A 26252-nucleotide genomic window follows, 5' to 3' on the forward strand; every position below is an offset into this window, starting at 1 on the left:
AGCACGCTGTCGTAGACACTGCCCTGCAGGTCGATCGGCTCACCACCACCAGCGCCGCCGTCGCCGTCGCCGTCGTCGCCGGTCGCGGTCAGCCGGATCAGCCGGCGGCCGATGAGGTCGACGAACAGGAACGACACCCGCCGCGCACCGAGGCGCTTTTGCAGGTCGTGTGCCACCACGTCGACGGACTCACCGGGCGCGGCCGCTTCCGCAGCGGCCAGCAACTCGCCCAGTTCCAGATCTCCACCCTCCACAGCACCCTCCCATCGGCTGCCGCACCTTCTTCCCCGGATCTCCCCACCCTCACCTGAAACACCCATCCTGCCTGGTCAGAGGCAGGCACTGCCGGAAATCGAGGTAGGCGCCCGACGGCTGGAGAGCGACGCGGGCGCCTTCCTGGCGCCCTTTGGAGGAGACCCGGTTTCCGCAGCGGTTCGTCACCAGGAGCTTCTTCGTCTCGAGAGAACTTGGTGTGCGGGGCCGACGGAACCGGGTAACGTCTCGGTCATGTTCATCCAGTTCTTCCAGACGCCGATTTACGAGTGAGGCCGTGACGGGCCCCTGTTGATGTCCATCGACGTCGCCGCGCCCGCCCCCCACCGATGAATCCGTAGATCACTTCACATCATTCCGGGAGAACCCATGACCGTGAGCAAGAACATCAACAACCCCGTCGGCATGGGCGGCGGCCAGCGCAAGAAGCTGTCCCGCGCCGAACGGCAGAACAACGGTCCGCACCGCAACCTCGACCGCCAGAGTGCCGCCGAGCAGAAGGCGGAGCTGGTGCGCAAGATGCGCGAGAAGACAGGCGCGGCCGAGGGCGCCGGGCAGACGAGCGACGACACCGCGCAGAGCTGACGCACCACCGCCACAGGGCGGCACCGCATGGGGCAGGGCCCGGACCGCGACGCGCGGTCCGGGCCCTGCGGCCGTACCGGGCGCAGCCGATCCCGGCCGGCACTCGACCGAAACCCGCATCCCAGCCGACCACCCGGGGCATCCGCGGATTCGGCAGCGCCCTCTTTTCTGTGCCTATCCGTGGGCGCAAGCCGGGAAAATTTGGAGCGCGCTCAACGGCAACGACGTCACTGGCGGCGTGACCAAATACCTGACCGAGGACGAGTCCGACGGGCAGCAGTTCCGAGGCGCCCGGAAGAACACCGTCGCCAAACAGGCCGTGAGCGACATCACCGATCAGAGATTCGAGGTGGCTTCGGTATCGTCGGCAGCGCCGTCGGTCTGGCCCAGTACCCGGAGCAGGTCTACAACTACGGCTCGAAGGAAGGCACCAGAAGTACTCTGGAAGGCTTTCTTCAGCGACTGCTACGCCGAAGCCGCTCCCAAGACATGAGTGGTGGGAACCGGCCCGAGAGCGCCTCGTAGGATTCCGGGACGCTCTCGGGCCGGTCCCCGGAGAAAAAATGGATTCGGATGAAGATGACGGCATTTATCACGGGTGAGAATTTTCTCGACGAAATCCTGGCCCAGGTACCCGAGATGTCCGACAGGGTCAGGAGCCGCATCAACTCGGCTCCGTCCGACGAAACGAACTCCGAAACGGTCGACGACATCAAGGGCGACCATTACGGCCTGCTCTGGGAACTCTTCGCATACGTCCTTGAGCCCGCACTCGGCTCCGCGCAGCGTCCGGAGGATCTGGTGGAGCGGTGCTTCGCGTTCCTCGAAGGCGTCGCCTCGTCCGTGAGTACGTCACTGCGGGGCAATCTGGATGTCGTCATCGAGGACTACCTGTCCGGTTCCCTGGGTGACACGGCCTACCCGTTCGCAGGGCCCGCCTTCCAGGCCGCCATGGTTCGGAACCTCGCCGACCAGGGCGGCGACCACCCGGAGGAGTGGCGGTGAATCCATGACAAAGGGAACAGAACCGCCGTCGGCGCGGCCGGCACGGCTGCGAGTCCGCGAACGGCACTGTCCGGACCGCATACGCCCACGCGGGTCCTGCCTTCCGCGCGCTGATGACCGAGTGGATGACGGAGGAGGGAATCGAAGTTCCCTGCCTCAACAGGACGCCTGGCGGGCTGCCGCCTCCACGGAGAGCGCCCTGGGCCTCGAACTGTCGGCGGCTGAACGTGAGCGACGCTGAGGCGATCCGAAGCACCCGAGGCACTTGATGCCTGCACCAGGTCGCGAGACATGGCCTGATGGAGCTCCGAGTGGCCCGTGACTGGCCCGGAGAATGCGCGCTTTCGCAGCTGTTCGCGACGGAGCGTCATTATGTAAATGCTTGAAGTGGCTGCAGGTCTCGGTTGCCTGGAGGGTAAAGGTCCCTCCAGGCAACCGACGTGAAGCTCTAGAAGAACCCAAGTTTCTTCGGGCTGTATGAAACAAGAAGGTTCTTCGTCTGCTGGTAGTGGTCCAGCATCATCTTGTGTGTCTCCCGCCCGATCCCCGACTGCTTGTACCCGCCGAAGGCGGCGTGCGCCGGGTACGCGTGGTAGCAGTTGGTCCAGACGCGGCCGGCCTGGATCCCGCGGCCGGCCCGGTACGCCGTGTTGATGTCCCGGGTCCACACACCCGCGCCGAGCCCGTACAGCGTGTCGTTGGCGATCTTCAGGGCGTCGTCGAAGTCGTCGAAGGAGGTCACCGAGACGACGGGGCCGAAGATCTCCTCCTGGAAGATCCGCATACGGTTGTCACCCTCGAAGATCGTCGGCTGCACGTAGTAGCCGCCCTTCAACTCGCCGTCGTACTCGATGCGTTCGCCGCCGGTGAGGACTTTCGCGCCCTCCTGCCGGCCGACGTCCAGGTAGGAGAGGATCTTCTCCAGCTGGTCGTTGGAGGCCTGGGCGCCGATCATCGTGTCGGTGTCGAGCGGATGGCCGGGCTTGATGAGCTCGGTGCGGGCGACGGCCGCCTGGAGGAACTCGGAGTAGTTTCCGCGCTGGATGAGCGCCCGGGACGGACAGGTGCAGACCTCGCCCTGGTTGAGGGCGAACATCGTGAACCCTTCGAGGGCCTTGTCGCGGAAGTCGTCGTCCTGCGCCCACACGTCGTCGAAGAAGATGTTCGGTGACTTGCCGCCGAGTTCGAGGGTGACCGGCTTGATGTTCTCGGAGGCGTACTGCATGATCAGCCGCCCCGTCGTGGTCTCTCCGGTGAACGCCACTTTGGCCACTCGCGCGCTGGACGCGAGCGGCTTGCCGGCCTCCACGCCGAAGCCGTTGACGATGTTCACCACACCCGGCGGCAGCAGGTCCGCGATCAGGCTCATCCAGTAGTGGATGGAGGCAGGGGTCTGCTCGGCGGGCTTGATGACGACCGCGTTGCCGGCGGCGAGCGCCGGGGCGAGCTTCCACACCGCCATCAGGATGGGGAAGTTCCACGGGATGATCTGCGCGACGACACCGAGCGGCTCGTGGAAGTGGTACGCCACCGTGTCGTCGTCGACCTCGCCCAGGGAACCCTCCTGCGCGCGGATCGCCCCCGCGAAGTACCGGAAGTGGTCGATGGCCAGCGGGATGTCGGCGGCGAGGGTCTCGCGCACCGGCTTTCCGTTCTCCCAGCTCTCCGCGACGGCGAGCCGCTCCAGGTTCGCCTCCATCCGGTCGGCGATCTTCAGCAGGATCCCGGAGCGCTCGGTCGTCGAGGTCCGGCCCCAGCCCGGGGCGGCGGCGTGCGCCGCGTCCAGCGCCCGCTCCACGTCCTCCGCGGTGCCCCGCGCGACCTCGGTGAACGGCTGCCCGTTGACCGGGGAGGGGTTCTCGAAGTACTGGCCGCGCGCCGGCGCCACGTACTCGCCGCCGATGAAGTGGTCGTAGCGCGCCTGGTAGGAGACGATCGCGCCCTCGGTGCCGGGTGCCGCGTAACGGGTCATTCTGGCCAGCCTCCTTCAGCAGCGCCGCCCGCCGTTGGGCGGCTCTGGGCGCGAGGTTAGGAGCGCGGACGTTGCAACCACGTTGCCGCCGGTGCGGCCAGCTCCGACTCCAGTGCGGCGAGACGGGCCCGGACGCTCGCCGTGGGACGCACGGCGGCGAGCGCCCGCCATACGTCGACGTCGTCCTCGCCCCACGGGGTGTGCGCCCAGTCGGCGAGCAGGTCGGGATCGCGGCGGGCGATCAGGGCCGTACGCAGCCCGTCGGCGACCCGGCGCCTGAGCCGTACCACCGCCGGAGCCTGCGAGGCCGGCAGCAGCGGACCGGAGTAGCCCCGGGCCGCCCCCGTGACCGCCCCGCTCTCCAGCCGCCGTTCGACGAGGGCCACGTCCGACTCGACCGCCATGGTCAGCCGGTACGGCCGCGAGGCCAGCAGTCCCGGCCCGAGAACCCTGCGCAGTCTCGCCAGTTCGGCCCGCAGCGTCACCGGTGTCACCGACTCGTCCTCGTACAACGCGCACAGGAGCTCGTCCCCGGTCAGCCCCTCCGGATGCCGGGACAGCAGGACCAGGATCTCGCTGTGCCGACGGCTGAGCCTGGTCCTGTGACCGCCGCTGACCAGTACTGCCTCGTCCCGGCCCAGCGCGCTCAGTTCGGGGACGTCGGTGGCGGGCCGCTGCGGGAGGAGCAGCGCCAGCTGGGACTCGGCGGCCCGCGCGACCGCCTGGACGAAACCCAGACTGTGCGGATGCGCCAGCCCGTTCCCGCCGGTGATGTCCACGGCCCCCAGCACCCGCCCGGTCCGCGGGTCGTGCACCGGCGCCGCCGCGCAGGTCCAGGGCTGCACCCGGCGGATGAAGTGCTCCGCCGCGAACACCTGCACCGGCCGGTCCACCGCCACCGCGGTACCCGGCGCGTTCGTCCCGACGGCCGTCTCGGCCCAGCGCGCCCCCGGCACGAAGTTCATCCACTCCGCCTGTCGCCGGGGCGTCGCGTGACCCTCGACCCAGAGCAGCCTGCCGTGCTCGTCGCACACCGCGAGCAGGTGCTCCCCGTCGGAGGCGAAGGTGCCCATCAGCTCACGGAACAACGGCATGACCCGCGCCAGCGGATGCTCGGCCCGGTACACGCCGAGGTCACCGTCGCTGAGGTCCACGCTCGCCGTCCCGTCGGGCCCGACACCGGCCCGCGCGGAACGCCGCCACGAGTCGGCCACCACCGGGCGCACCGGCCGCTGCACCGTGCCCGCCTCGGTGAACGTCTCGTGCGCACGCCGCAGCAGCCGGACCTGCTCGACGGGGTCGGCCCCCGGTTCCAGGGCCACCCATGGATCGGTCAACTCGCACTCCCCGGAAGGCGATGTGGCTGGGGACATCGTGACTCCGGGTGCGCGCGCAGACAACCACTTCGACCGGCGTCACCTCAAGCGATGTGCCTCTCGCGCAGATCAGGCCAGGTCGACCATCCTCATGTAGCGCGCCCAGTCCCAGTACGGTCCCGGGTCGGTGTGGTCCGTGCCCGGCACCTCGTAGTGCCCGATGATGTGCTTACGGTCCCTGGGGATGCCGTATCTCTCGCAGATGTCCGCGGTCAGTACCGCGGACATCTCGTACAGGGCGTCGGTGAAGTAGGCGGGCTTGTCCACCCACCCCTCGTGCTCGATGCCGACGCTGCGCGTGTTGTACCCCCAGTTCCCGGCGTGCCAGGCGACATCGGCCTCCCGGACGCACTGCGCGACATGACCGTCGGCCGACCGGACGACGTAGTGCGCGGACACCTGCTTCGCCGGGTTCCGGAAGATTCCCAGGGTGTCGGTGTAGGACTCCTGGGTGACATGGATGACCACCCGGTCGATGTCGTACGACCAGGGGCGGTCCGAGTTCGTGTAGTTGGAGGTTGTCGCGGGCTGCCATTCGGCGAGCGCGTGGTCGACCGGCTGGGGAGCCGCCCCGGCCAATGTCTCGGGAAGCAGCGCGTACGGTACGGCAGCGAGGACGGCGCCCTTCAGCAGCCGCCGTCGGTCGAACAGCGGTCTTGCGCGTTCCAATGATCAAGTGCCTTTCCTGTCGGCGGTGTTCAGCCCCGCAGGGCCGCCGCGATCTCACGGAGCCGGTGGTGCACCCCCCGGTGAGTCTCGCGCGCGGGCAGCCATTCCTTGCGGATCTTCGCCACGCACGTGTAGTTGGTGTCGCACACGTTGGCCAGCGGAGACTCCACGGCCTGGGTCGCGAACTGGTAGGCGTCCAGTTCGCTGAACCCGTAGTCGCGCACCAGCCACTGCACGAGGTCGAGCTGCGATATCCGGAACGCGTCCTCCAGCGGACGTGCCGAACCGGTCGAGACGATGTGGGTGTCCGACTCGATGCGCGGCCAGGGCGTGGCGATCCCCTTGAGCAGCTCGACGACGACCACGGTGTTCATGGCGCACTCGACGGCGACCCCGCAGGTCTCGCCCTCGCCCTGCCGGGCGTGTCCGTCGCCGAGGCTGAGCAGGGCGCCCTCCACGTTGACCCCGAGGTAGCAGGTGACGCCCGCCCGCATCTCCGGTGTGTCCATGTTCCCGCCGTGCGCGTCGGGCACCAGCGCCGAGCGCACCTCCAGATTGGCGGGTGCGACCCCCACCGTGCCGTGCATCGGGTCCATGGGCAGCTCGATCTCGATGTCGCTGTCACGGGCCCGGAACAGTGCGGTGCGCCGCGTCCGGTCCAACTGCCAGATCCACACGGTCTCCGGCAGCGGGGGCTGGAGTGTGGCGGTGGTGTGCGTCGAGGTGAGCGCGCCGAACAGGGGGACCGTCGTCGACGCGGCCCAGTCCCGGGCCGGTTCGATCGACACGAAGTGCACGGCGACCGTGTCGCCCGGCTCCGCGCCCTCGATGTGGAAAGGGCCGGTCTGCGGGTTGAGGAAGGGGAACTCGCACACCTCGGACACCAGGTCCTTTTCCGAGCGCACTCGTCCCGCGAAACAGTCCTCCGTGTACAGGTCGAGAACCGTGCCGGGGGCGATCCGGGCCACGGGTGGCGCACCGCCGAACGTCCAGGCGTACTCGCCGGGTTCGGGTCGCACGGTCAGGATCCTGGGGTCGCTCATGGCTGTACAGCTCCGTTCTGGGCGGGTTCGTCGAGCCGGAAACAGGCGGGGCGGATACGGGAGGGGCGGATACGGGCGGGGTGGACACAGGCGGTGCCGGCCATGCGCTCCGGGTGCCGCCGTATCCGCACGCTCCGGAACAGGACCGTGGTTGTGTGCCTCGCGTGGATCACGGTACGGCGCCTGCCGATGGGGCAGAAGGGCGCTGGGGGTTTCGGTGGACAACCTTGGCGATGTGGACAACTCGCTCACCCGACAGGGTGAACCAGCGGGGGTTCAGGCCCGTTCGCCCACAACCGCCGGGTTGTCCAGCACGGCCCGCACCACCGAGTGCGCGGCTCCCAGCAGCGGCCCCTGCGAACCCAGCCGGGACACCGACACCGGACAGGCCGGGCCCGCCGTGCGTCGGGCCAGTTCGTCCCGTAGCGACGGCAGCAGCCAGGGCGCGAGCCCGGCCAGCGCACCGCCGAGCACCACGGCTTCGGGGTCCAGCAGATTGACCGCTCCGGTCAGCGCGATGCCGAGCGCCTCGCCCGCTTCGCTGAGCGCGCCTCGTACCTTCTCGTCGCCGTCCGCGGCGTGCTGGGCGAGCAGGCCCACACGGTCCTCGCCAGGCTCCAGCCCGGCCGTCCGCAGCACCGCCTCCTCACCGGCGTACTGCTCCAGGCAGCCCCGGCCCCCGCACGGGCACCGGGGACCGTCCGGGCGGACCGGCACATGGCCCAGCTCGCCCGCGAAACCGCGGGTACCGCGCAGCAGTTGTCCGTCCACCACGAGCGCCGCGCCGATGCCGATCTCCGCCGAGACGTGCAGGAAGTCGTGCGGAGTGCCGTCGCCGAGCCAGAGTTCGGCCAGCGCACCGAAGTTGGCCTCGTTGCCCACGGTCAGCGGGAAGTCCTCGGGCAGCAGAGTGCCCAGGTCGGTTTCGTGCCAGTCGAGGTTCGGGGCGCGGACGACGGTCCGGGCGTCCCGCGCGACCAGCCCGGGCACCGCCACGGCGAGCCCCGCGGGCCACAGCCCCTCTGTCTCGGCCTCCGCCACCACCCGGCGCACCAGGGTGGCGAGTTCGGCGATCACCGGCTCGGGGGAGCGGCCCCGGTTCGTGCCGTACCGCACCACCCGTGCACGCACCTGCCCGCGCAGATCCACCGCGCAGACCGCGAGGTGGTCCACCCCGACCTCGGCGCCTATCCCGGCAGGGCCCCGCCCGCTGACGGCGAGCGCGGAGCCCGGTCTGCCGACCCTTCCCGGACGCTCGGGGCCCAGCTCTTCGAGGAGCCCCGAGCGTATGAGCTCGTCGACGAGGGTCGACACCGCGGCCCGGGTCAGACCGATGTGCGAGGCGACCGCGGCACGCGACAGCGGCCCCTCGGAACTGACGGCGTGCATCACCCGGGCCAGGTTGCGACGGCGCATGCCCTGCTGGGTGTCGGGCAGGCCGCGGCCGGGACCTGCCGGGTGGGCGTCGTGCAGCGGTGCGGTCATGCCTCCCTCGATCCTCAGTGGATCCGCGTTCCCGTCCTGGGCCGACCCGTGTCCCCGTCGTCAGCCGGCCTGCGTCCCCCGCTCCAGCAGCGGCGCCGCGTCGGAGAGTACCCCGGCGATCCTGGCCAGCGTCTCCTCGTCCCGCTCCACGGCCTCCAGCACCGGTCCGGCGGCCGTGTTCCAGCGCCGGGCGACCGCGCCCGGGTCCTCGCCGGTCAGCAGTCCTGCGGCCTGCGCTGCGGCGCCGAGGGCGACCAGCTCCTTGGCCTCGGGCACCTGGACGGGGCGTCCCGAGAGCCGTCGTACGGTCTGCCGCCAGGCCGTGCCCTGGGCGCCGCCGCCGATCAGCAGCAGTGGCGTCGAGCGGTCCGCGTCCTCGTCGAGCACCAGGTCCAGAGCTCCGAGCAGGGCCTGTACGGCACCGTCGTAGGCCGCCTGGAGGAGCTGGCCGCCGGTGGTGTCGTGGCGGAGCCCGTGCAGCAGTCCCGAGGCGTTCGGCAGGTTCGGGGTGCGCTCGCCGTCCAGGTAGGGCAGCAGGGTCACCCCGGAGGCCGGCTCCACCGCCTCGCGGTCCAGGCCCAGCAGAGCCGCGACGCGGTCCACGGCGAGTGTGCAGTTCAGGGTGCAGGCCAGCGGCAGCCAGTCACCGTGGGCGTCGGCGAAGCCCGCCACGGTGCCGGTCGGGTCGGTGGGACGCCGCTTCGACACGGCGTACACCGTGCCCGAGGTGCCCAGGCTCATCACCGGCGTCCCGGGGCGCAGCCCGAGGCCCAGCGCGGCCGCCGCGTTGTCACCCGTGCCGGGGGCCACCAGGGTGCCCTTGGAGAACGGCAGGTCATGTCCGTCGCGGACGGTGCCCGCGACCTCGCCGGGCCGGACCACGCGGGGGAGCAGAGCCGGGTCGAGCCCCACGTGCGCGAGGATCTCGCTGTCGTACGACTCCGTCGCAGACGCCCACCAGCCCGTGCCGGAGGCGTCACCGCGGTCGGTCGTGCCCTGGCCGGTGAGGCGTTCGGTGAGGTAGTCGTGGGGCAGGCGCACGGCCTTGACGGCGCGCAGGGCCTCCGGCTCGTGCTCGGCGAGCCAGGCCCACTTGGTGACCGTGAAGGAGGCGCCGGGCACGCTTCCGGTCCGCTCCGCCCAGGCCTTCGGGCCGCCCAGCTCGTCGATCAGCCGCTGGGCCTGCGGCGCGGAGCGCACGTCGTTCCAGAGCATCGCCGGGCGCACCGGCTCGCCCCGCGCGTCCAGCGTGACGAGCCCGTGCTGCTGTCCGCCGATCGACACCGCGGCGGCCTCGCGGGCCGCGTCCCCGCACTGGCGCAGGGCCTCGTTGAGCGCGTCCCACCACTGACGCGGGTCGCTCTCGCGGCCGGCCCCGGAGGACACGGTGTGCGGTGCCTGGCCACTCGCGACGACCTGGCCGGTGGCCGCGTCGACCACCAGTGCCTTCGTGGACTGGGTGGACGTGTCCACGCCGACGACGAGCGGACCCTCGGCTGCTGACATCGGGCTCTCCCTTGTTGCACGGCTCATGATCTTGAAATGGCTCGGGTCTCCACCCGGAGACGCCTTGTCTCTTCCCAGAGACGTGTGCGCATACTAATTTGTAAAGCGCCATGACGAAATAGTCCGGAGCAGCGAGGAGCCGCGTGATGAACTACCAGCCCACCCCCGAGGACAGGTTCACCTTCGGCCTGTGGACCGTCGGCTGGCAGGGAAGGGACCCGTTCGGCGACGCCACCCGCCGTGCCCTCGACCCGGTCGAGACGGTGCAGCACCTGGCAGGGCTCGGCGCCCACGGCGTGACCTTCCACGACGACGACCTGATCCCCTTCGGATCCTCGGACAGCGAGCGCGAGAGGCACATCAAGCGCTTCCGTGAGGCCCTGGACTCGACCGGCATGAAGGTGCCGATGGCGACCACCAACCTCTTCACGCACCCGGTCTTCAAGGACGGCGCGTTCACCGCCAACGACCGCGAGGTGCGCCGCTACGCGCTGCGCAAGACGATCCGCAACATCGACCTCGCGGCCGAGCTCGGCGCCGAGACCTACGTCGCCTGGGGCGGCCGTGAGGGCGCCGAGTCCGGCGCCGCCAAGGACGTACGCGTCGCGCTGGACCGCATGAAGGAGGCCTTCGACCTCCTCGGCGAGTACGTGACGGAGCAGGGCTACAACCTGAAGTTCGCGATCGAGCCCAAGCCGAACGAGCCGCGCGGTGACATCCTGCTGCCCACCGTCGGCCACGCGCTGGCGTTCATCGAGCGCCTGGAGCGCCCCGAGCTGTACGGCGTGAACCCCGAGGTCGGCCACGAGCAGATGGCCGGGCTGAACTTCCCGCACGGCATCGCCCAGGCCCTGTGGGCGGGCAAGCTCTTCCACATCGACCTCAACGGTCAGTCCGGCATCAAGTACGACCAGGACCTCCGCTTCGGCGCCGGCGACCTGCGTGCCGCCTTCTGGCTCGTCGACCTCCTGGAGAGCGCCGGTTACGCCGGGCCCAAGCACTTCGACTTCAAGCCGCCGCGGACCGAGGACCTCGACGGCGTGTGGGCGTCGGCCGCGGGCTGCATGCGCAACTACCTCATCCTCAAGGAGCGTGCGGCCGCCTTCCGTGGGGACCCGCAGGTCCAGGAGGCCCTGCGCGCCTCGCGTCTGGACGAACTGGCGCAGCAGACCGCGGCGGACGGCCTGAAGTCGCTGCTCGCGGACCGCAGCGCCTTCGAGGACTTCGACGTGGAGGCGGTCGCCGCGCGCGGTATGGCCTTCGAGCAGCTCGACCAGCTCGCCATGGACCACCTGCTGGGCGCGCGCGGCTGAACGAAGCCCACGCGCGTGTGCCGTCGGCCGTGAGTGGCCTTCACCGACGGCACGCGCGCGTGCGCATCGATCGCCACCTCTGCGCGGAATGTTCCGGAATCATGCCATCCAGGGCATGAGGCCGTATCAACTGCCGTGCGGGGGTCGCCCCGTGACCGGTTCGAGGCGACTCTGGACGGTATGGCCATGCCGCCGGTACCGCCCCAGCCGCCCGGACCGCCGGGTGGGACACCGCCTCCGGGCGGTGGCTTCGGACCACCCCCCGACGACTTCGGGCACAAGACCCCGAACCCGTACGGAGGTCTGCCGTCGACCCAGCCGATGGGACCGGTCGGCGACCCCGGCCCGAACGGTCCGAGAAGGCGCCGGAGCCCGCTCTTCGCTCTGCTCGCCGTGATCGCGGCAGCTGTGGCCGTCGCCCTCGTCGTGTTCTTCATGGCGAGGGGAAGCGACGACTCGCCGGACAAGGGCCCGGCTCCGCAGACCAGTACGAGCAGTTCTCCCCAGCCGTCGTTCAGCCTGCCCACGCAGCTTCCGAGCGAGTTGCCCAGCGAACTCCCGTCGCAGTTCCCGACCGACATACCCAGCGAGTTCCCGAGCGACCTGGAATCACTGTTGCCGTCCCTGCTCGGCTGACGCGGCCCCTCAGAGGCCGTGCGGCAGCCTCACGTACGTCACCGTCGTCTCCACCCCGCTGTCGACCAGCCGGCCCTCGGCGTCGAACGCGCCGGATCCGTCCGTCATCCCGAAGTCGTTGTCGTTGATCAGGGCGAGCGTGTCGCGGTCCACGCGCGCGACGCCCTCGATCTTCCCGGGCACGCCGTCGACCGTGCGCAGGTCGACGACCAGCTTCTTGGCGAGCACGGGGACGCCGGAGGCCGCCGGGTCGTCGAGCTGCTCCAACGACGGTGCCGTGGTGTCCTTGTCCCAGGCGCTGCCCAGGATGTCGGAGGACCGGTCCAGGCGCACCAGTTGGAGCCGCGCGGCCTTGTCGGTGCGTTCCTCGACCAGCAGCCGGTCACCGCCCACGGCGACCACCGAGGAGATCTTGAGCTCGGAGGTGTCGTCCTCGCTCGGGTCCACGACGTTCACCGGGTCGAAGCGGTACGCGTACTCGGCGGTGACCGCCTTCCTCTTCGGTGAGAAACGCAGCAGCCGGGTGGTCCGGGAGGCCTCTCCGGCGCCCGTGTCCGGCAGCGACAGGGGACTCTGCACGGCCAGTACCAGGTCGCCGCCGGGCAGTTGGGCGAGCCCCTCGAAGCCACGGTTGATCTTCCGGTGGAGCAGGACGGAGGGCAGCGCCTCCACCACCGGGTAGCCCGCGCCGGTGAGGTTCAGCCCCTTGGGGACATAGCGCGTGAGGACCTTCCCGCGCGCGGAGACGTGGACCAGGCTCGGACCGTACTCGTCGACGAGCCAGAAGCTCCCGTCCGAGGCCCGCACGACGCCCTCGGTGTCCAGGCCGTTCGGGTTGTACGACAGAGCCGTGAGCGCGTTGTAGTCGTACGGCGCCTCGTCACGCCCCGCCTGGTCGGGCAGCCCCGTGACGGCCTTGCCGGAAGCGGTGGTGACCGGGATCGCGTCCAGCACCTTCACGGTGTCGCCGGTGACGCGGATCTTCACGATCGCCGGGTCGAAGCCCGGCACCGGGAACGTGCGGCGCTTGGTGCCGTCCACCTTGATCTGGCCGTTGGGGCCACGGTCGGTGACCGTCCAGAACTCGCCCTTGCGGCCCGCCGGGTAGATGTCACTGCCGATGCCGCCGAGGTCCACCCCGCGGTCGTCGTCCACCGTGCCCGGCAGCAGCCTGTTGCTGAACGCGCCGAGCGGGATGTCGCCCAGCGTCGCCGTCCGCACGACACGGGCCTCGCCGGAGGAGGCGCCCGCAGCGGGGCCCGCCGCGAACAGGGCGGCGACCAGGACGAGGGGTACGCCCGCCGCGGCGGTGCGTCTGGCGGTGCGTCGGCCGTCGGCGTGCGGGGACATGGGGCCTCCTGGGGACCAAGTTCGGTGACAGCGGCCAGATTTGGGCCCCGTCCGGAACGCCGTACGACCGACGGGTGAACACACGGCGTCGGCCGCGCGGCGGCCCGACATCGCGGTACGCGCGCGTGCGCCTCGTGAGGCGCGTGCTCATCCAGCGGCGGCGCGGGGTGGCCGGTGCGGGCCCAGTCCCTGGAGGACATCACCGAGTTGGTCCGCCGTGAGCGCGGGGGAGGGGAGGGGCGGAGCGGCGGGCGAGGCGCGCAGTCCGTCGAGGAGGAGAGCCAGTGGGCGACGCCAGGCCTCCGGGGTGACGGTCGTGGCCAGGGAGGGTACGGCTCGTCCGAGCGCGGCCAGCGCGAACAGGACGTCCTCCGTGGTGACGTCCGCGCGGATGCTTCCCTCCTCGCGCCCCCGGCGCAGCAGCGACTCCATGGTCGCCCGATTGTGGGCGTGCACGGCCTGCAACGAGTCCACGCCCTCGAGATGCGTGGTCATCAGATCGTTCGTGCCGCGGTCGGTGGCCAGGACGGCGAACACGGCCTCCAGATAGCCGACGAGCCCCTCCCAGGCGTCCGCCGAGGCCCGGGCCTGCTCACCGGCGGCCATGGTGCCCGCCAGCGGCTCACGGAAGACCGCGTCGACCAGCGCGGCACGGCTGGGGAAGTGGCGGTAGAGCGTCGCGTTCCCCACCCCCGCCCGCCGGGCGATCACGTCCAGGGGAGCCTCGAGACCCTGCTCCGTGAACACCTCGTGAGCGGCCTCGACCAGCAGTTCACGGTTGCGCCGCGCATCGCGCCGTCGCGCCGGTGCCGTCGCGTCGTTCGTCATGATCGCCCTTCCACGGTACCGGGGAGTGCTCCCCGGTAGTGATGCTATCGTCGATCGGGCAAGTGGGGAGTGCTCCCCATTTCGATGGAACCTGATGGACCTTGATGGAGGGAGTGGACATGGCCAGTACGGCGCTCGTCCTCGGCGGGGGCGGCCCCGTCGGCGGAGCGTGGATGACGGGAGTGCTCGCCGGCCTGAGCGACGCCGGTGTCGAGCCGACCCGCGCGGACGTCGTCATCGGCACCTCGGCCGGCGCGATCTTCGGCTCGCGTCTGCTCGCCGGTGAACCCGCACGCGAGCTGTACGAACGCCAACTGACCGGTGCCGACCGGGTGGACCTCGGTGTCAGCCTCGCTCAGACGCTCCGCTTCCTGTGGGCCGCGCTGGGCTCCCGCGACCCGGAGCGTTCAGTACGGCGCCTCGGTCAGGCCGCGTTGAAGGCCCGCACGGTCCCCGAGTCCGAGGTGTTCCCCGTACTGGGACCGCTGCTGCGCGGCGTGCGGGAGTGGCCCGAGCACACGCTGCGGATCACGGCCGTCGACGCACTCTCGGGGCAACTGACGGCCTTCGACGCCGAGTCGGGCGTCACACTCCTCGAAGCGGTCGTCGCGAGCTGCGCGGTTCCGGTGATCTGGCCCCCCATCACCCTGGCCGGGCGCCGCTGGATGGACGGAGGCAGTCGCTCCACGGCCAACATCCACCTCGCGCACGGCCATCACCACGTCCTGGCCATCGCCCCGATCGACGCCGCCGTGGGCCCCCACGCGAGCGCCGAGCGACAGGCGGCCGCCCTCGCCGCCGAAGGCGCCCACGTCACCCTCGTGACTCCGGACGCCGCCGCCCGTCGCGCCATGGGACGTGACATGACGTCCGACGCCCGCCGCCCCGCGGCCGCCCGAGCCGGTCATGCCCAGGCGAGCGCGTTCGCGGCATCGGTGCACCCGGTCTGGCGCGCGGAGCAATAGAGGGCGCTTCGGGACGCCGTAACCCTGGCGACCACGACCGAGAGGAACCACGATGCCCGCCCCCACCCTGGAGGAACTGGCCCCGGACGGTCACGACCTGGCCCAGGACCCTTACCCCGTGTACGCCGCGCTGCGGGCCAAAGGTGCCGTGCACCGCGTCCTCGTCCCCGGGAGCGGTGAGAGCTGGCTCGTGGTCGCCCATGACGCGGCGCGGACCGCGCTGAGCGACCCGCGTCTGCGCAACGACATCCGGCACTCCTCGTCCTGGCACAGCGACGGCGGGCACGCCGTCGGGCGCAACATGCTCCAGACCGACCCTCCGCAGCACACGCGGCTGCGCCGGCTGGTGGCGGCACGCTTCACGGCCGGGAGCGTCGCCGCCCTGCGCCCGAGCATCGAGGCCGTAGCCCTCGAGCTGCTGGGTGGGCTCCCGGAGCGGGGGACTGCGGACCTGGTCGCCCGATACGCGCTGCCCCTGCCGGTCACGGTGATCTGCGACCTGCTGGGCGTGCCCGCCGCGGACCGCAGCGCGTTCCACTCCTGGTCCGACGGGCTCGTCATGCCCACCTCGCCCGAGGCCGCGACCGCCGCCGCGACCGCACTGACCGAGTACCTCGCCGAGCTGGTCGCCCCAGGAAGCGAACGGCGGGCGACCGGACTGCTCGGCGATCTCGTGGCGGACGGCGGTCTCGGCCCCGATGAACTCCTCGGCATGGCCTTCCTGATCCTCGTCGCGGGCCACGAGACGACGGTCGACCTGATCTCCGCAACCGTCCACGCACTGCTGGCACACCCTGACCAACTCGCCCTGCTCCGCGCCCAACCGGACCTGGCCGAGGCCGCCGTCGAGGAGTCCCTGCGCTACAACTCACCCGTCCACGCCACGGCGTTCCGGTTCGCGGCCGAGCCGCTCGACCTCGACGGCACCCGTATCGAGGCGGGCGACTCCGTGCTGGTCTCCCTCGCCGCCGCCTCCCGCGATCCGCTGCGTTTTCCCGACCCGGACCGCTTCGACCTGCGGCGCCCCACGCGCGGGCACCTGGGATTCGGCCACGGCCCGCACCACTGCCTGGGGGCCCCGCTGGCCCGCGCGGAGACGTCCGTCGCCCTGCGGCTGCTGTTGCGCCACCGGCCCGCCCTCGCCTTCGCGACCGACCCGGACACGCTGACCCGGCGCAGTAGCACCCTGCTCAGGGGACTGACCGAACTACCCCTGCGGTTCGGCTGAGGCGACCTCCGTCGAGGCCAGAGCGGTCGCCGGATCCAGGACGGCCGGACCCGCGGGCACCCAGCGTCCCCGCTCGTTCCGGTACGGCCACCAGCGCCCGTCCCGGCTCAGACGTATCTGGGCGGGCGCACCGACGACCGTCCACCGGTTGCCCGTCGCCCTGAGCGCCGGCCGCTCGTCCTCGTCCCAGGCCGAGTCCAGGGCGGCACGCGCGCGTGCGAGGGCGTCGCCTGCGGGCGCCCACTCGTCCTCCAGTACGGACAGTGCTGCCGCACCTCCTAGGCCCCACGCACGCGTGGCGTGCGCCAACGCCTCCGGGTCGCGTCCCGATCCGGAGGCGAGCCGATCTGTCACGGCCTGGTCGGGCGCCCCGACAGCCAGCCGCACCGCGTCCTGGGCGACCGTCAGTTCGACGTCCGGAGAATCCGGAGAAGAGGCGGGCCCTCTCAGAGCCTCCGCGAGCAGCCGATGGGCCTCTACGGCGGCCCGGGCGGCCAGATGACGGACGGCTACCGGGTCGACTGCCGGTCCCGGCGGGGCCTCGGTGTCCAGCGAGGGCGGTCGGCCGGGGCCCTCGGGCAGTTCCGCCGGCGAGGGCAGGGGTGGCAGGATGCCGCCGGCCGCGTACGCCTCGGCCGCGTCCACACCGTCCGTCCTCCCGGGCTCGGAAGGCTCCTGTGCGGGCGCGGCGCTGCGGGTCTGGAGGTCCTCCAGGAGGGTCTGCTCGCTCCGGCCGCGCATGAGCAGCAGGACGAAGGGGTCCTGGTCCAGCAGGCGGGCCACCTGGTAGCACAGGGCTGCCGTGTGACCGCAGTGGTCCCAGGTCCCGCAGTCGCACTCCGGTTCCAGATCGCCCGGACCCGGCAGCAGCTCGATGCCGGCACTCGCCGCGTCCTCCACCAGGTGCGGTGGCATCTCGCGGTCCAGCAGCGCGGCGACATGACCGGCTCGTTCGACGGCCATGTCCAGGAACCGGTCCCACTGTTCGGCGGACAGCTCGGACAGCAGGACGTCGGCCCGGTGCGGGGTGCGGTCCCGGTCCTGGACGACAGCGGTGATGCGCCCCGGACGCACCGACACCGCGCCCACCGCACCCGCGCGGGCGAGTGCGCGGCCCGTCTTGACCTGCCTGGAGTCCATCGCGGCGTCCTCCAGTGCACGCAGCCACGCCTGGCCCCACCAGGTGTGTGCGAAACCTCGCCCGTGCGCGGGCGGCAGCGCCGTGAACGTCCGCTCGTTCTCCGTGTCCTGTCCCGTCATCGTGCGCCGCCTCGCAGTTGCACGAAATCGGCCAGCTCCGCGTCCGTCAGCTCGGTCAGTGCCGTCTCTCCGGCGCCGAGGACCGCGTCGGCCAACTCCTGTTTGCGGTGCAGCATGTCGGCGATACGGTCCTCGATGGTTCCCTCGGCGATCAGCCGGTGCACCTGCACGGGACGGGTCTGTCCGATGCGGTACGCGCGGTCGGTGGCCTGCGCCTCGACGGCGGGGTTCCACCAGCGGTCGTAGTGCACGACATGTTCGGCCCGCGTCAGGTTCAGGCCGGTACCCGCCGCCTTCAACGACAGCAGGAACACGGGCACTTCACCCTCCTGGAACCGCCGCACCATCGCCTCGCGCCCGGCGACCGGCGTCCCGCCGTGCAGGAACTGCGAAGGCACACCACGCGCCGTCAGATGGCGCTCGATGAGACGGGCCATGCGCACGTACTGCGTGAACACCAGGACGCTCGCCCCTTCGGCGAGGATCGCGTCGAGGAGCTCGTCCAGCAGTTCCAGCTTGCCGGAGCGGCCGGTGATCCTCGGTTGCTCCTCCTTGAGGAACTGCGCCGGGTGGTTGCAGATCTGCTTCAACCCCGTCAGCAGCTTCACGATCAGTCCGCGCCGCGCCATGCTGTCCGCCTCGGAGATCTCAGCGAGCGTCTCGCGCACCACCGCCTCGTACAGACCTGCCTGTTCCGGGGTGAGCGACACGGCACGGTCGGTCTCGGTCTTCGGCGGCAGCTCCGGGGCGATTCCAGGATCCGCCTTGCGGCGCCGCAGCAGGAAAGGGCGCACCAGCCGGGCCAGACGCTCCGCGGCGGCCGGGTCCTGACCGCTCTCGACGGCCTGGGCGTACCGGGCGCGGAAGGCGCCGAGCCGGCCCAGCAGGCCCGGAGTCGTCCAGTCGAGGATCGCCCACAGCTCCGACAGGTTGTTCTCCACCGGGGTGCCGGTGAGCGCCACGCGTGCGCGTGCCCCGATCGAGCGCAGCTCCCGCGCGGTCGCCGAGTACGGGTTCTTCACGTGCTGCGCCTCGTCCGCCACCACCATCCCCCAGGCCGTCTCCGCCAGCCGGGACGCGTCCAGGCGCATGGTGCCGTACGTGGTGAGGACGAACTCCCCATCGGCCAGGCCGTCGAGCTCGCGCCGTGGACCGTGGAAGCGGCGCACCGGGGTACCCGGCGCGAATCTCTCGATCTCGCGTTGCCAGTTGCCCATCAGGGACGTCGGGCAGACCACGAGAGTGGGCCCGGCGGTGGCCATGTCGGTCTGCCGGTGCAGATGCAGGGCGATCAGAGTGACTGTCTTGCCGAGTCCCATGTCGTCGGCCAGACAGCAGCCGAGTCCCGAGGAGGTCATGCGGGCCAGCCAGTTCAGGCCCCGGCGCTGATAGTCCCGCAGCGTGGCGGCGAGCGCGGCGGGTTGCGGGACGGGCTCCTGGGACTCCGGGTCCGCGAGGCGGTCCCGCAGGGCCGCCAGCCATCCGGTGGCCTGCACGTCGACCATCCGGCCGTCGACCTCGGCGGCGCCCGTCAGAGCGGCGCTCAGCGCGTCGACGGGCGTCACCTTGCGGTCCTGTCGGGCACGGGCGCGGCGGACCTCGTGCGGATCGACCAGTACCCACTGGTCGCGCAGCCGCACGACGGGGCGATCGGCCTCGGCGAGCCGGTCGAGTTCCTCGGGCGTCAGCTGGTGGTCCCCGAGTGCGAACGACCAGTCGAACGCGAGCAGTGCGTCGGCGGACAGGAACGACGGAGCGGCGGAGGCGGCCCGATCGCCGTCGTCGGGCGGACCGACGGTCACGCGCGCGGTGAGCTTTCTGGTCAGCTCCTTCGGCCAGTGCACCCCGACCCCGACGCCGGCGAGGCCTCGAGTGCCCTCGCCCAGCAGGTCGCCGACCTCCTCGTCGGCCAGTTCCACGGCGTCCGGCACTGAAGCCGAGAGCAGCGGTGTGAGCGGCGGCCAGGCGCGTGCCGCCCGGCGGAGCGCGAGGAGAACGTCCATGCGCGCGCGGGGACCGAAGGCCGCCGATCCCGCCCACACGTCGGCGGCGTCGGCGACGATCGTCGGATCGCTGACGTCGTGCGCCTGGAGAACGGCCCGGAAGGAGGGTGCCCCGTCGGCGTCCGGGCTGTGCGTCTCGATGCGCAACGAGACGCGTACACCCGCGTCGTGGCCCGCGGCGACATCCGCCGCCCACGCGCGCTGTTCGGGCAGGTGCTGCGGCTCCTGAGCGGCGTAGGCGGGTCCGCCGGTCACGAGAGGCGCCGCGGGGGAGCGGGGCAGGGCGTCGGCGACCGCGTCCAGGAAGGCACGCAGCAACGTCTCCGGGTCGGGCAGCCTGAGCGGCTCGGCGGTGTCCAGGGGTACGGCGTGCGCCTCGGGCGGCATCGCGGCGGCGAGCCGACGGATCCGCTCGACGTCCGCCGTGCCCAGCGGACCCATGCGCCAGGCGTCGTGGTCGGTCCGGGACAGCCCGGGCAACAGGAGCCCGCGCGCCAGGTACTGCAGGGCCAGCACTGCCGCCGAACCCCAGAACACGGTCGACCGGTGACCGTGCGTGGAGGCACGCGCACGCGTGAGAACCGGGAGGGCCATGCGGACCGGCAGCAGCACCGCGGGCAGGCTCACCACCTCCACATCGCTGTTGCCGGGCACCACGAGCGTCAGCTCCTCGAGCGTCCCCGACGCGACAGGGGGCGGCGGTGTGCCGTCGGGCCGCCAGAAGGCCGCACGGCCCGTTCGAGCGGGGTCCCCGGGTACGAACACGGCGCAGCAGGAGGCCAGTTCGGAGATCTCGGACGGTGATGCCGCAGGGAACCGCTGGACAGAGATCGCGATGCTCCTCAAACTTGACTACTTCGTCGGAGTGGTCGAGGGTACATCACCTCTCGGACTCACGGAGGGGGAGGAGTGCGGAGCGGGTCGCATTCGCGCAGGGGTGTCGTCAACCCCCTGCGAGTTCCGGCGCTGCCCCCCCGTGTATACACGGGGGGTTGCCGCATGGTCGCGACAGGTCATCGGTTCGTACGTTTTCTCAGGTCAGCACCTTTTCTGAGAGAACCGGAGTCCGGCCATGTCCCAGAGCGCCGCAACCGTCGCACCGCACCCGCGCGGTACGTCCGGCTCCCCGCCCGGAGGAAGCGAGTTCGCGCCACTCCTGCGCGCGGTGCAGGGGCAGGGCCTCCTGGATCGCCGCCACGGCTGGTACGCCCGGGCCATCGCCGTCAACACGCTCGTCCTCGCCGGCCTCGTCACGGCCGTCGTCCTGTCCGGAGACTCCTGGCGGACCCTGCTGCTGGCCCCGCTCCTCGCCGCGTTCTGCGCCCGCACCGCCTTCTTGGGCCACGACGCCGGCCACGCCCAGATCACCGGCGACAAGGCGACCGGCCGTGCCATCGGCCTCATCCACGGCAACCTGCTCCTGGGGATGAGCTACTCCTGGTGGAACCACAAGCACAACCGGCACCACGCCAACCCCAACCACATCGACAAGGATCCCGACGTCGCCGCGGACGTCCTCGTCTTCACCGGCGAACAGGCGAAGGGACGCACCGGCTTCAAACGCCGGCTCACCCGCCACCAGGCCTGGCTCTTCTTCCCGCTCACGCTCCTCGAAGGCGTCGCTCTGAAAATCCAGGGCTTCCGGGACCTGCGCCGCCAGGGGCCACGGGAGCGCGCGGTGGAGGGTGCCCTTCTGGTGACCCATGTCGGCGCCTACGCCACGCTGTTGCTGACCACCATGCCCCCCGGTAAGGCGCTGGCCTTCGCGGCGCTCCATCAGGCGCTGTTCGGCCTGCACCTCGGGATGGCCTTCGCCCCCAACCACAAAGGCATGGAGATGCCTGACCCGGCCGGCGAGCCCTGGGGCCACCTGCGCCGCCAGGTACTCACCTCCCGCAACATCCGGGGCAGCGCCCTCACCGACTGGTTCCTCGGCGGTCTCAACTACCAGATCGAACACCACCTCTTCCCCAGCATGCCCCGGCCCCATCTGCGACTCGCGCAGCCGCTCGTGCGCGCCCACTGCCGGGATCTGGGTATCTCCTACACGGAGACCGGACTCCTCGACTCCTACCGACAGGCACTGAGCCACATGCACCAGGTGGGGGAGCCACTGCGGGCCGACCACTAGGACACCTACGCATCCGGGACGTCTCAGGGCGTGGTCTCAGGGATGTCTCAGGGTCGCGGTCCGGAACCACCGGAAGCACAGACCCGTTTCTCTGGACAGAGAGCGGCAACCGCCGCGAAGGAGGCGACGTACATGTCGAAGAACGCGAAGATCGCCGCAGGGGGTGTGGCGGTCGGACTTCTCCTGTTGATCTGGCTGCCCTGGTGGGCCGCCCTCCTGATCGTCCTGGGAGTCCCGACCGCCGCGTACCTCACACTGGACCCCTCGCAGCGGCGCAGGCTGCGCCGGGTCACCCGCAAGGAACTCGGCTGACACCCGCGCACCGGCCGGGAGCGCCACAGGGCCCGGCCGGTGCGGTACGGCGGCTCAGCTGGGCCGTACGGCCATCTTGTCGAGCGCTTCCAGCAGCCCCGGCAGCTCGGGTCCCCGGCCCACCGGCAGGACCTCCCCGGGCTTGTCGTCGAGAAGCACGAACGCGATGTCGTCGGTCCTTGCCACCAGCGACCAGCCGGGACCGTCGGCACGCAGCGTCCGAGCATCGCCCGACGCGAAGGACGAGCGGACGCGGCCGAGGGGCGGCGTCGTCTCCACATAGGCGCGGGCCTCCGCGAGAACACGCCGGACACCGCTTTGGCCCCTGGGCGTCTCCCTCTCGGCCTCGCCCGCGGCCTTGCTGACCGAGGCGCCGCGGCCCGTTGCCTCGTCGGTCGGGCCTTCGTCGTCCGGAGCTCTGCCGTCCCCGCCGGTCCCACCCTTCGGGCTGGCAAGGTCCGCGTCGTTGATCTGCTCCCGCCACATCGCCCACTGGAGCGCGATCTCGTCGGCCCCCAGGCGCCGCTGGGCCGCTCCCCAGGTGGAGGTGTCCGGCGGCGTCAGCGCAGGGCCGTCGGCGGTCTCCGGGTCGGGGTCGTGCGGCGCCGGCACACCGGGCGCGGCAACGGCGATCGCCAGCGGCCAGCCGGGCAGTGCGGCCACGACGGTGTGCTCCTCGGGAGACAGGTCGTACTCCATGCCGCAGTCCCAGGACGCGATGGCGACAGCGACCAGTGAGACGTCGTCGACCACGACCGTCCACCTGGCGCCGCTGCCGTCCTGGCCGATCACCAGGCCGTACCCGTCGGCGAGCGGCGCCAGACCGAGCGACGCGCAGGCCTCCGGATAGTCGTCGCCCAGCACGCTCGGGAACTTCGCCGGCGTCAGCAGCACCGCCGTCAGCACATAGAGCGCGTCGTCCGCGTCGGCGACGGCGTCCTCGTCCGTCCCGGCCATCCCAGCCTCCCGATAGGTTCGTCCAACGGCGCGCACCCTAGTGTGCCGGGAAGGTGCTTGTCACGACTCCCAAGTACACCCGGAGCTGCAGTTTTCCGGTTGGACAGGGGCGAAACGACCATCCGTTGCCGGCCGGTCAGGCCGTCGGCAGTCCGAGGAGCGCACGTGCCACCGTACGCGGCGACTCGTCGCGCTCCCGGGCGAGGGCGATGACGGCCCGGCACGCGAGTTCGTTCACCCCGAACGACAGCGCCTCCGGAGAAACCCAGGTCGAAGCGTCCTCGATCCCGTCCTGGTCGTCCTCCGCACAGGCCGAGACATACGCGGCGGCGGCCTCGAACAGATTGTGAGAACGCGTCTCCCCGCCGGTGTGCTCCTCGGTACGCATGGAATTGACCAATCTCGTACCGGACTTGCGGATCCTGCCCCACATGCCGACCACCTTCCCCCTCAGTGCTGTGGTCTCGCCGAGCGTTCGTCTTCTGCTACCCAACGTAGGGTCGGAGCCCTGGCGGCAGAAGTGGGCGGGCCGGTGGGCCTGACTGTTCTCGAACGCCGCCACGACCTGGTCGCCCGGGGAGGTGGAGCGAACGGACCTGCCCACGGGCGTCATACGGCTCGAGTGCCTACGCCCACACGCTGAGCCGAGGGCGACTCCCCGGCAGGCACGGTCGGCCCGTCGCCCCGCAGAAGGGCCGGAACACGGCCAACCCACTTGGCGGGGCGGGATACTTGCCTCTTCTCACGACGCGGGCGATCAGGGGAGCGGATCGGTGAACTCAGCCTCAGGGACGGGCCGTCGGGGCGAGCGCGACAGTCGGGGCGGGCGACGCGCAGTGGTTGTGGGCGGAAGCCTCGCGGGGCTCCTCGCCGCGCACGTCCTGGCCGGGTATGCCGACCGGGTGACCGTCGTCGAGCGCGACCGGTTCCCGGACGGGGCCGGGTCACGGCCTGGGGTACCGCAGGGCCGGCATCCGCACGTCCTGCTGCAAGGCGGGCAGGTGGCCATGGAGTCGCTGCTGCCGGGCTTCCTGGCGGAGTTGCGGGAGGCGGGGGCGCCGAAAGTGGGCATGCCGTCGGACATGGTCCTGTGGCAGAACGGCCGCTGGTTCCGCCGTCTGCCCGCGACGACGCACATCTACACCGGTTCCCGAGCGCAGCTGGAGGAGCTGGTGCGGCGTCGGGTTCTCGCCAATCCGGCGATCACTGTGGTGGAGGGGACCGATGCCGTCGGGCTTCTCGGTGACGCCTCGCGGGTACGGGGCGTGCTGCTGCGGGACCGCTCGGCCGGGGCCGGCGCGGAACACCGGGCTCTGGAGGCCGACCTTGTCGTCGACGCCTCCGGCAGCGGCACCAAGGCGCCACAGTGGCTCGCGGCGATCGGTGCCGGGACCCCGCAGGAGGAGACCATCGACACCGGCCTCGCCTACGCCTCCCGTGTCTATCGCGGCAAGACGGGCGTCCTCGACGGCGAGACCCTCGGCTACTACGTCTACCCGGGCCCCGACCAGGTCCACGGCGGCGGTGCGCTGCCGCTGGAGGACGGCAGCCACCTGGTCATCGTCTCGGGGCTGAGGGGCGACGAACCGCCCACCGGCGACGCCGAGTTCGAGACCTACACCAAACGGCTGGCGCATCCCCTCCTGGACCGGTGGCTCGACGACGCCGAACCCCTCTCCCCGGCCTTCGGCTACCGGCGGACCGCGAATGTCCGCCGTCGCTACGACCTGCCCGGCCGCCACCCGGCCGGATTCCTCGCCACCGGCGACGCGCTGTGCACCTTCAACCCGATCTACGGGCAGGGCATGGCCATCGCCGCGATGAGCGCGGTCGCCCTGCGCGACGCCCTGGCCGACCGGCGCCGCACGCCCACCACACGGCGTGTGCAGCGGAGGATCCTCGCGGCCTCCGGTCTCGCGTGGGACATCTCCGCCGGGGCGGACCGCAGGATGCCGGGCGCGGTCGGCACCGCGGTCGACGACGGGCCCGCGGACCGCATCGCCGGGTGGTACCTGGGCCGGGTCACGGAACGGTCCCCCGGTGACCCGGTCGTGGGACGGGCCTTCCGTTCCGTGCTGACCCTCTCCGCGCCCGTCACCGCCCTGTTCGCTCCACCCGTGATCCGGGCCGTCCTCTTCCGCCCGCCCGGCCCGACACCCACCGAGCCGCCGACGACACCGGAGCAACCGGACGACTGAGCGGAAATCAGCCGCCGAAGGCTCTGTCGTTCCTCGAGGTGCGGGTCGGCACACCATGTGCAGCCGTCAGCCGCCGAGTGACGCGAGCGTCTCCCGCAGCCGGCCGAGTTCGGCCCGGGATGTGACACACGCGATGGTGAGCACGGCTCAGCGGCTGGTCACCTTCGTGGAAGAAGCTCGCGATCCCCTCCGGAAAGGCGAGCCGACGCCGTAGTACGGTCGCCCGGGCGTCCGCGTCGTCCGGATGTCGGAGAAGTGCGAGGACCGTGAACCACCGGTTCTCGTCGGTGATGTCACGCGCCGTCGGTTCGGCGAGCCTGTGGAGCAGGTCCCGCCGGCCTTCGTCGGTGAGCGTGGGACAACCTGGCCGTCTCCAGCGATCCGAGAGAGAAGACACCATGAAGCAGACCGAGTTCGACGACGACGGAAGCCTCATCCGCTGGACCGAGACACCCGGCGAGGAGCCGGCACGCGTGTATGTGCACGGGCTGGGGGCGACCTCGGCCGTCTACCACGCGCACGTCGCGGCCCGGCCCGAACTCGCCGGTCGGCGCAGCCTGTTCGTCGACCTGCCCGGGCATGGCATCAGTGACCGTCCCGAGCGCTTCGGATACACGCTGGAGAACCATGCGGACGCCCTGGCGGCCGTACTGGACGCTGCGGGTCTGACCGGCGCCGAACTGATCGCGCACAGCATGGGCGGGTCCGTGGCGCTCGTGCTCGCCCACCGCAGACCCGAGCTGGTCTCACGGCTGGTCCTCACCGAGGCCAACCTCGACGCTCTGCCCCCGGAAACGGCGGGGAGCAGCTGGATCGACGCCTATGCGGAGGACGACTTCGTCGCCGACGGCCACGCACGCGTGCTCGAGAAGGCGGGCCCCCGGTGGGCGGCGACCATGCGGCTGGCCGATCCACGCGCACTGCACCGAAGTGCGGCAGGGCTCAGGCGCGGATCGACGCCCATGATGCGCACGATCCTCGAAGGGCTCGCGATCGACCGGGTGTACGTCCAGGGCGAGCTCAGCGGCGAGCTGGAGGGGTGGGAGAGGCTGGAGGGGGCAGGCGTGCGCGTGGTGACCGTGCCGGGCGCCGGTCACAACGTCATGTTCGACCAGCCCGACGCCTTCGTGGCGGCCGTCGCCGGGACAAGGTGAGCG

22 protein-coding genes and 2 pseudogenes are annotated in these 26252 nt (G+C 71.3%); 10 read left to right on the forward strand and 14 right to left on the reverse strand.

The features are described from left to right. Window positions 1–254 (reverse strand): annotated as a pseudogene (locus tag ACFYRX_RS18735) (serine/threonine-protein phosphatase); the annotation flags it as partial. Between the two features lie 388 nt (window positions 255–642). Between ACFYRX_RS18735 and ACFYRX_RS18740 the strand changes: the two are divergent. Next, window positions 643–858: a DUF6243 family protein gene (locus tag ACFYRX_RS18740; protein ID WP_389100882.1), complete on the forward strand. Its 216-nt coding sequence runs from the start codon at window positions 643–645 to the stop codon at window positions 856–858. A 639-nt stretch (window positions 859–1497) separates the two neighbouring features. Next, window positions 1498–1863, forward strand: a complete 366-nt coding sequence (locus ACFYRX_RS18745) for a hypothetical protein (RefSeq protein ID WP_389100884.1) — start codon at window positions 1498–1500, stop codon at window positions 1861–1863. A gap of 448 nt (window positions 1864–2311) precedes the next feature. Here the strand turns inward: ACFYRX_RS18745 and adh are convergent, their stop codons facing one another. From adh to xylB, 6 genes are all read right to left on the reverse strand, one after another. Beyond that, window positions 2312–3835 (reverse strand): aldehyde dehydrogenase, encoded by a 1524-nt coding sequence (adh, locus tag ACFYRX_RS18750; RefSeq protein WP_389100886.1) that lies wholly within the window; start codon window positions 3833–3835, stop codon window positions 2312–2314. A gap of 56 nt (window positions 3836–3891) precedes the next feature. After that, on the reverse strand, window positions 3892–5172 hold the full coding sequence (locus tag ACFYRX_RS18755; RefSeq protein WP_389100888.1) for a GAF domain-containing protein: 1281 nt from the start codon (window positions 5170–5172) through the stop codon (window positions 3892–3894). A 108-nt stretch (window positions 5173–5280) separates the two neighbouring features. After that, a complete protein-coding gene (locus tag ACFYRX_RS18760) occupies window positions 5281–5880 on the reverse strand; it encodes an N-acetylmuramoyl-L-alanine amidase (RefSeq protein ID WP_389100890.1) in 600 nt (199 codons plus the stop codon). A gap of 29 nt (window positions 5881–5909) precedes the next feature. After that, on the reverse strand, window positions 5910–6923 hold the full coding sequence (locus tag ACFYRX_RS18765) for an acetamidase/formamidase family protein (RefSeq protein WP_389100892.1): 1014 nt from the start codon (window positions 6921–6923) through the stop codon (window positions 5910–5912). A gap of 276 nt (window positions 6924–7199) precedes the next feature. Beyond that, window positions 7200–8408, reverse strand: a complete 1209-nt coding sequence (locus ACFYRX_RS18770; RefSeq protein ID WP_389100893.1) for an ROK family protein — start codon at window positions 8406–8408, stop codon at window positions 7200–7202. A 60-nt stretch (window positions 8409–8468) separates the two neighbouring features. After that, window positions 8469–9914, reverse strand: coding sequence for a xylulokinase (gene xylB / locus ACFYRX_RS18775; RefSeq protein WP_389100895.1), 1446 nt, complete (start codon window positions 9912–9914; stop codon window positions 8469–8471). 146 nt (window positions 9915–10060) lie between these two features. On the opposite strand from xylB, the gene xylA reads away from it, so the two are divergent. After that, on the forward strand, window positions 10061–11227 hold the full coding sequence (xylA, locus tag ACFYRX_RS18780; protein ID WP_389100897.1) for a xylose isomerase: 1167 nt from the start codon (window positions 10061–10063) through the stop codon (window positions 11225–11227). A gap of 180 nt (window positions 11228–11407) precedes the next feature. Then, window positions 11408–11863, forward strand: coding sequence for a hypothetical protein (locus tag ACFYRX_RS18785; protein WP_389100899.1), 456 nt, complete (start codon window positions 11408–11410; stop codon window positions 11861–11863). Window positions 11864–11872: 9 nt separating this feature from the next. Here ACFYRX_RS18785 and ACFYRX_RS18790 read toward each other — a convergent pair whose 3' ends face one another. Then, on the reverse strand, window positions 11873–13213 hold the full coding sequence (locus tag ACFYRX_RS18790; protein WP_389100901.1) for an esterase-like activity of phytase family protein: 1341 nt from the start codon (window positions 13211–13213) through the stop codon (window positions 11873–11875). 147 nt (window positions 13214–13360) lie between these two features. Next, window positions 13361–14041 carry a TetR/AcrR family transcriptional regulator gene (locus ACFYRX_RS18795; protein ID WP_389100903.1) on the reverse strand — a complete coding sequence of 227 codons (681 nt, stop codon included), beginning with the start codon at window positions 14039–14041 and terminating at the stop codon, window positions 13361–13363. A gap of 119 nt (window positions 14042–14160) precedes the next feature. Here ACFYRX_RS18795 and ACFYRX_RS18800 point away from each other — a divergent pair, with 119 nt between their 5' ends. After that, the gene (locus tag ACFYRX_RS18800) at window positions 14161–15006 is read left to right on the forward strand and encodes a patatin-like phospholipase family protein (protein WP_389100905.1); all 846 of its coding nucleotides are present in this window, start codon (window positions 14161–14163) and stop codon (window positions 15004–15006) included. Window positions 15007–15058: 52 nt separating this feature from the next. Further along, window positions 15059–16234 (forward strand): cytochrome P450, encoded by a 1176-nt coding sequence (locus tag ACFYRX_RS18805; RefSeq protein WP_389100907.1) that lies wholly within the window; start codon window positions 15059–15061, stop codon window positions 16232–16234. On the opposite strand, the gene ACFYRX_RS18810 is transcribed toward ACFYRX_RS18805, so the two are convergent. Both ACFYRX_RS18810 and ACFYRX_RS18815 read right to left on the reverse strand, forming a co-directional pair. After that, window positions 16214–17494 carry an SWF or SNF family helicase gene (locus tag ACFYRX_RS18810; protein ID WP_389100909.1) on the reverse strand — a complete coding sequence of 427 codons (1281 nt, stop codon included), beginning with the start codon at window positions 17492–17494 and terminating at the stop codon, window positions 16214–16216. The two genes, ACFYRX_RS18805 and ACFYRX_RS18810, sit on opposite strands and share 21 nt — an antisense overlap. Further along, a complete protein-coding gene (locus ACFYRX_RS18815) occupies window positions 17491–20334 on the reverse strand; it encodes an SNF2-related protein (RefSeq protein WP_389101639.1) in 2844 nt (947 codons plus the stop codon). Before ACFYRX_RS18815 ends, ACFYRX_RS18810 begins: the two co-directional genes overlap by 4 nt. Window positions 20335–20569: 235 nt before the next feature. Here ACFYRX_RS18815 and ACFYRX_RS18820 point away from each other — a divergent pair, with 235 nt between their 5' ends. Together ACFYRX_RS18820 and ACFYRX_RS18825 are read left to right on the forward strand one after the other, a co-directional pair. Then, complete coding sequence (locus ACFYRX_RS18820) at window positions 20570–21628, forward strand: acyl-CoA desaturase (protein ID WP_389100910.1); 1059 nt, start codon at window positions 20570–20572, stop codon at window positions 21626–21628. Window positions 21629–21760: 132 nt separating this feature from the next. After that, the gene (locus ACFYRX_RS18825) at window positions 21761–21940 is read left to right on the forward strand and encodes a hypothetical protein (protein ID WP_389100912.1); all 180 of its coding nucleotides are present in this window, start codon (window positions 21761–21763) and stop codon (window positions 21938–21940) included. 54 nt (window positions 21941–21994) lie between these two features. Here the strand turns inward: ACFYRX_RS18825 and ACFYRX_RS18830 are convergent, their stop codons facing one another. Further along, window positions 21995–22897 (reverse strand): hypothetical protein, encoded by a 903-nt coding sequence (locus ACFYRX_RS18830; RefSeq protein ID WP_389100913.1) that lies wholly within the window; start codon window positions 22895–22897, stop codon window positions 21995–21997. 136 nt (window positions 22898–23033) lie between these two features. Further along, window positions 23034–23330 carry a hypothetical protein gene (locus ACFYRX_RS18835; RefSeq protein ID WP_389100915.1) on the reverse strand — a complete coding sequence of 99 codons (297 nt, stop codon included), beginning with the start codon at window positions 23328–23330 and terminating at the stop codon, window positions 23034–23036. Between the two features lie 409 nt (window positions 23331–23739). Here ACFYRX_RS18835 and ACFYRX_RS18840 point away from each other — a divergent pair, with 409 nt between their 5' ends. Beyond that, entirely contained in the window at window positions 23740–25095 is a 1356-nt protein-coding gene (locus ACFYRX_RS18840) for an NAD(P)/FAD-dependent oxidoreductase (RefSeq protein ID WP_389101641.1), read from the forward strand. Window positions 25096–25161: 66 nt separating this feature from the next. On the opposite strand, the pseudogene ACFYRX_RS18845 reads toward ACFYRX_RS18840, so the two are convergent. After that, window positions 25162–25450, reverse strand: a pseudogene (locus ACFYRX_RS18845) (PadR family transcriptional regulator); the annotation flags it as partial. Window positions 25451–25493: 43 nt separating this feature from the next. Here ACFYRX_RS18845 and ACFYRX_RS18850 point away from each other — a divergent pair. After that, window positions 25494–26249, forward strand: coding sequence for an alpha/beta fold hydrolase (locus ACFYRX_RS18850; protein ID WP_389100917.1), 756 nt, complete (start codon window positions 25494–25496; stop codon window positions 26247–26249). The last annotated feature ends 3 nt before the right edge of the window (window positions 26250–26252 follow it).

Source organism: Streptomyces sp. NPDC005374, assembly GCF_042872225.1.
In the GTDB taxonomy this organism is placed as follows: domain Bacteria; phylum Actinomycetota; class Actinomycetes; order Streptomycetales; family Streptomycetaceae; genus Streptomyces.

What these genes read in the sequence shown, in the direction of transcription:
- ACFYRX_RS18805 (WP_389100907.1), top strand. Translation starts at nt 15,059, where the DNA reads ATGCCCGCCCCCACCCTGGAGGAACTGGCCCCGGACGGTCACGACCTG.
- ACFYRX_RS18740 (WP_389100882.1), top strand. Translation starts at nt 643, where the DNA reads ATGACCGTGAGCAAGAACATCAACAACCCCGTCGGCATGGGCGGCGGC.
- ACFYRX_RS18825 (WP_389100912.1), top strand. Translation starts at nt 21,761, where the DNA reads ATGTCGAAGAACGCGAAGATCGCCGCAGGGGGTGTGGCGGTCGGACTT.
- ACFYRX_RS18765 (WP_389100892.1), bottom strand. Translation starts at nt 6,923, where the DNA reads ATGAGCGACCCCAGGATCCTGACCGTGCGACCCGAACCCGGCGAGTAC.
- ACFYRX_RS18830 (WP_389100913.1), bottom strand. Translation starts at nt 22,897, where the DNA reads ATGGCCGGGACGGACGAGGACGCCGTCGCCGACGCGGACGACGCGCTC.
- ACFYRX_RS18835 (WP_389100915.1), bottom strand. Translation starts at nt 23,330, where the DNA reads ATGTGGGGCAGGATCCGCAAGTCCGGTACGAGATTGGTCAATTCCATG.
- adh (WP_389100886.1), bottom strand. Translation starts at nt 3,835, where the DNA reads ATGACCCGTTACGCGGCACCCGGCACCGAGGGCGCGATCGTCTCCTAC.
- ACFYRX_RS18790 (WP_389100901.1), bottom strand. Translation starts at nt 13,213, where the DNA reads ATGTCCCCGCACGCCGACGGCCGACGCACCGCCAGACGCACCGCCGCG.
- ACFYRX_RS18745 (WP_389100884.1), top strand. Translation starts at nt 1,498, where the DNA reads ATGTCCGACAGGGTCAGGAGCCGCATCAACTCGGCTCCGTCCGACGAA.
- ACFYRX_RS18820 (WP_389100910.1), top strand. Translation starts at nt 20,570, where the DNA reads ATGTCCCAGAGCGCCGCAACCGTCGCACCGCACCCGCGCGGTACGTCC.
- ACFYRX_RS18800 (WP_389100905.1), top strand. Translation starts at nt 14,161, where the DNA reads ATGGCCAGTACGGCGCTCGTCCTCGGCGGGGGCGGCCCCGTCGGCGGA.
- ACFYRX_RS18770 (WP_389100893.1), bottom strand. Translation starts at nt 8,408, where the DNA reads ATGACCGCACCGCTGCACGACGCCCACCCGGCAGGTCCCGGCCGCGGC.
- xylB (WP_389100895.1), bottom strand. Translation starts at nt 9,914, where the DNA reads ATGTCAGCAGCCGAGGGTCCGCTCGTCGTCGGCGTGGACACGTCCACC.
- ACFYRX_RS18795 (WP_389100903.1), bottom strand. Translation starts at nt 14,041, where the DNA reads ATGACGAACGACGCGACGGCACCGGCGCGACGGCGCGATGCGCGGCGC.
- ACFYRX_RS18850 (WP_389100917.1), top strand. Translation starts at nt 25,494, where the DNA reads ATGAAGCAGACCGAGTTCGACGACGACGGAAGCCTCATCCGCTGGACC.
- ACFYRX_RS18810 (WP_389100909.1), bottom strand. Translation starts at nt 17,494, where the DNA reads ATGACGGGACAGGACACGGAGAACGAGCGGACGTTCACGGCGCTGCCG.
- xylA (WP_389100897.1), top strand. Translation starts at nt 10,061, where the DNA reads ATGAACTACCAGCCCACCCCCGAGGACAGGTTCACCTTCGGCCTGTGG.
- ACFYRX_RS18785 (WP_389100899.1), top strand. Translation starts at nt 11,408, where the DNA reads ATGGCCATGCCGCCGGTACCGCCCCAGCCGCCCGGACCGCCGGGTGGG.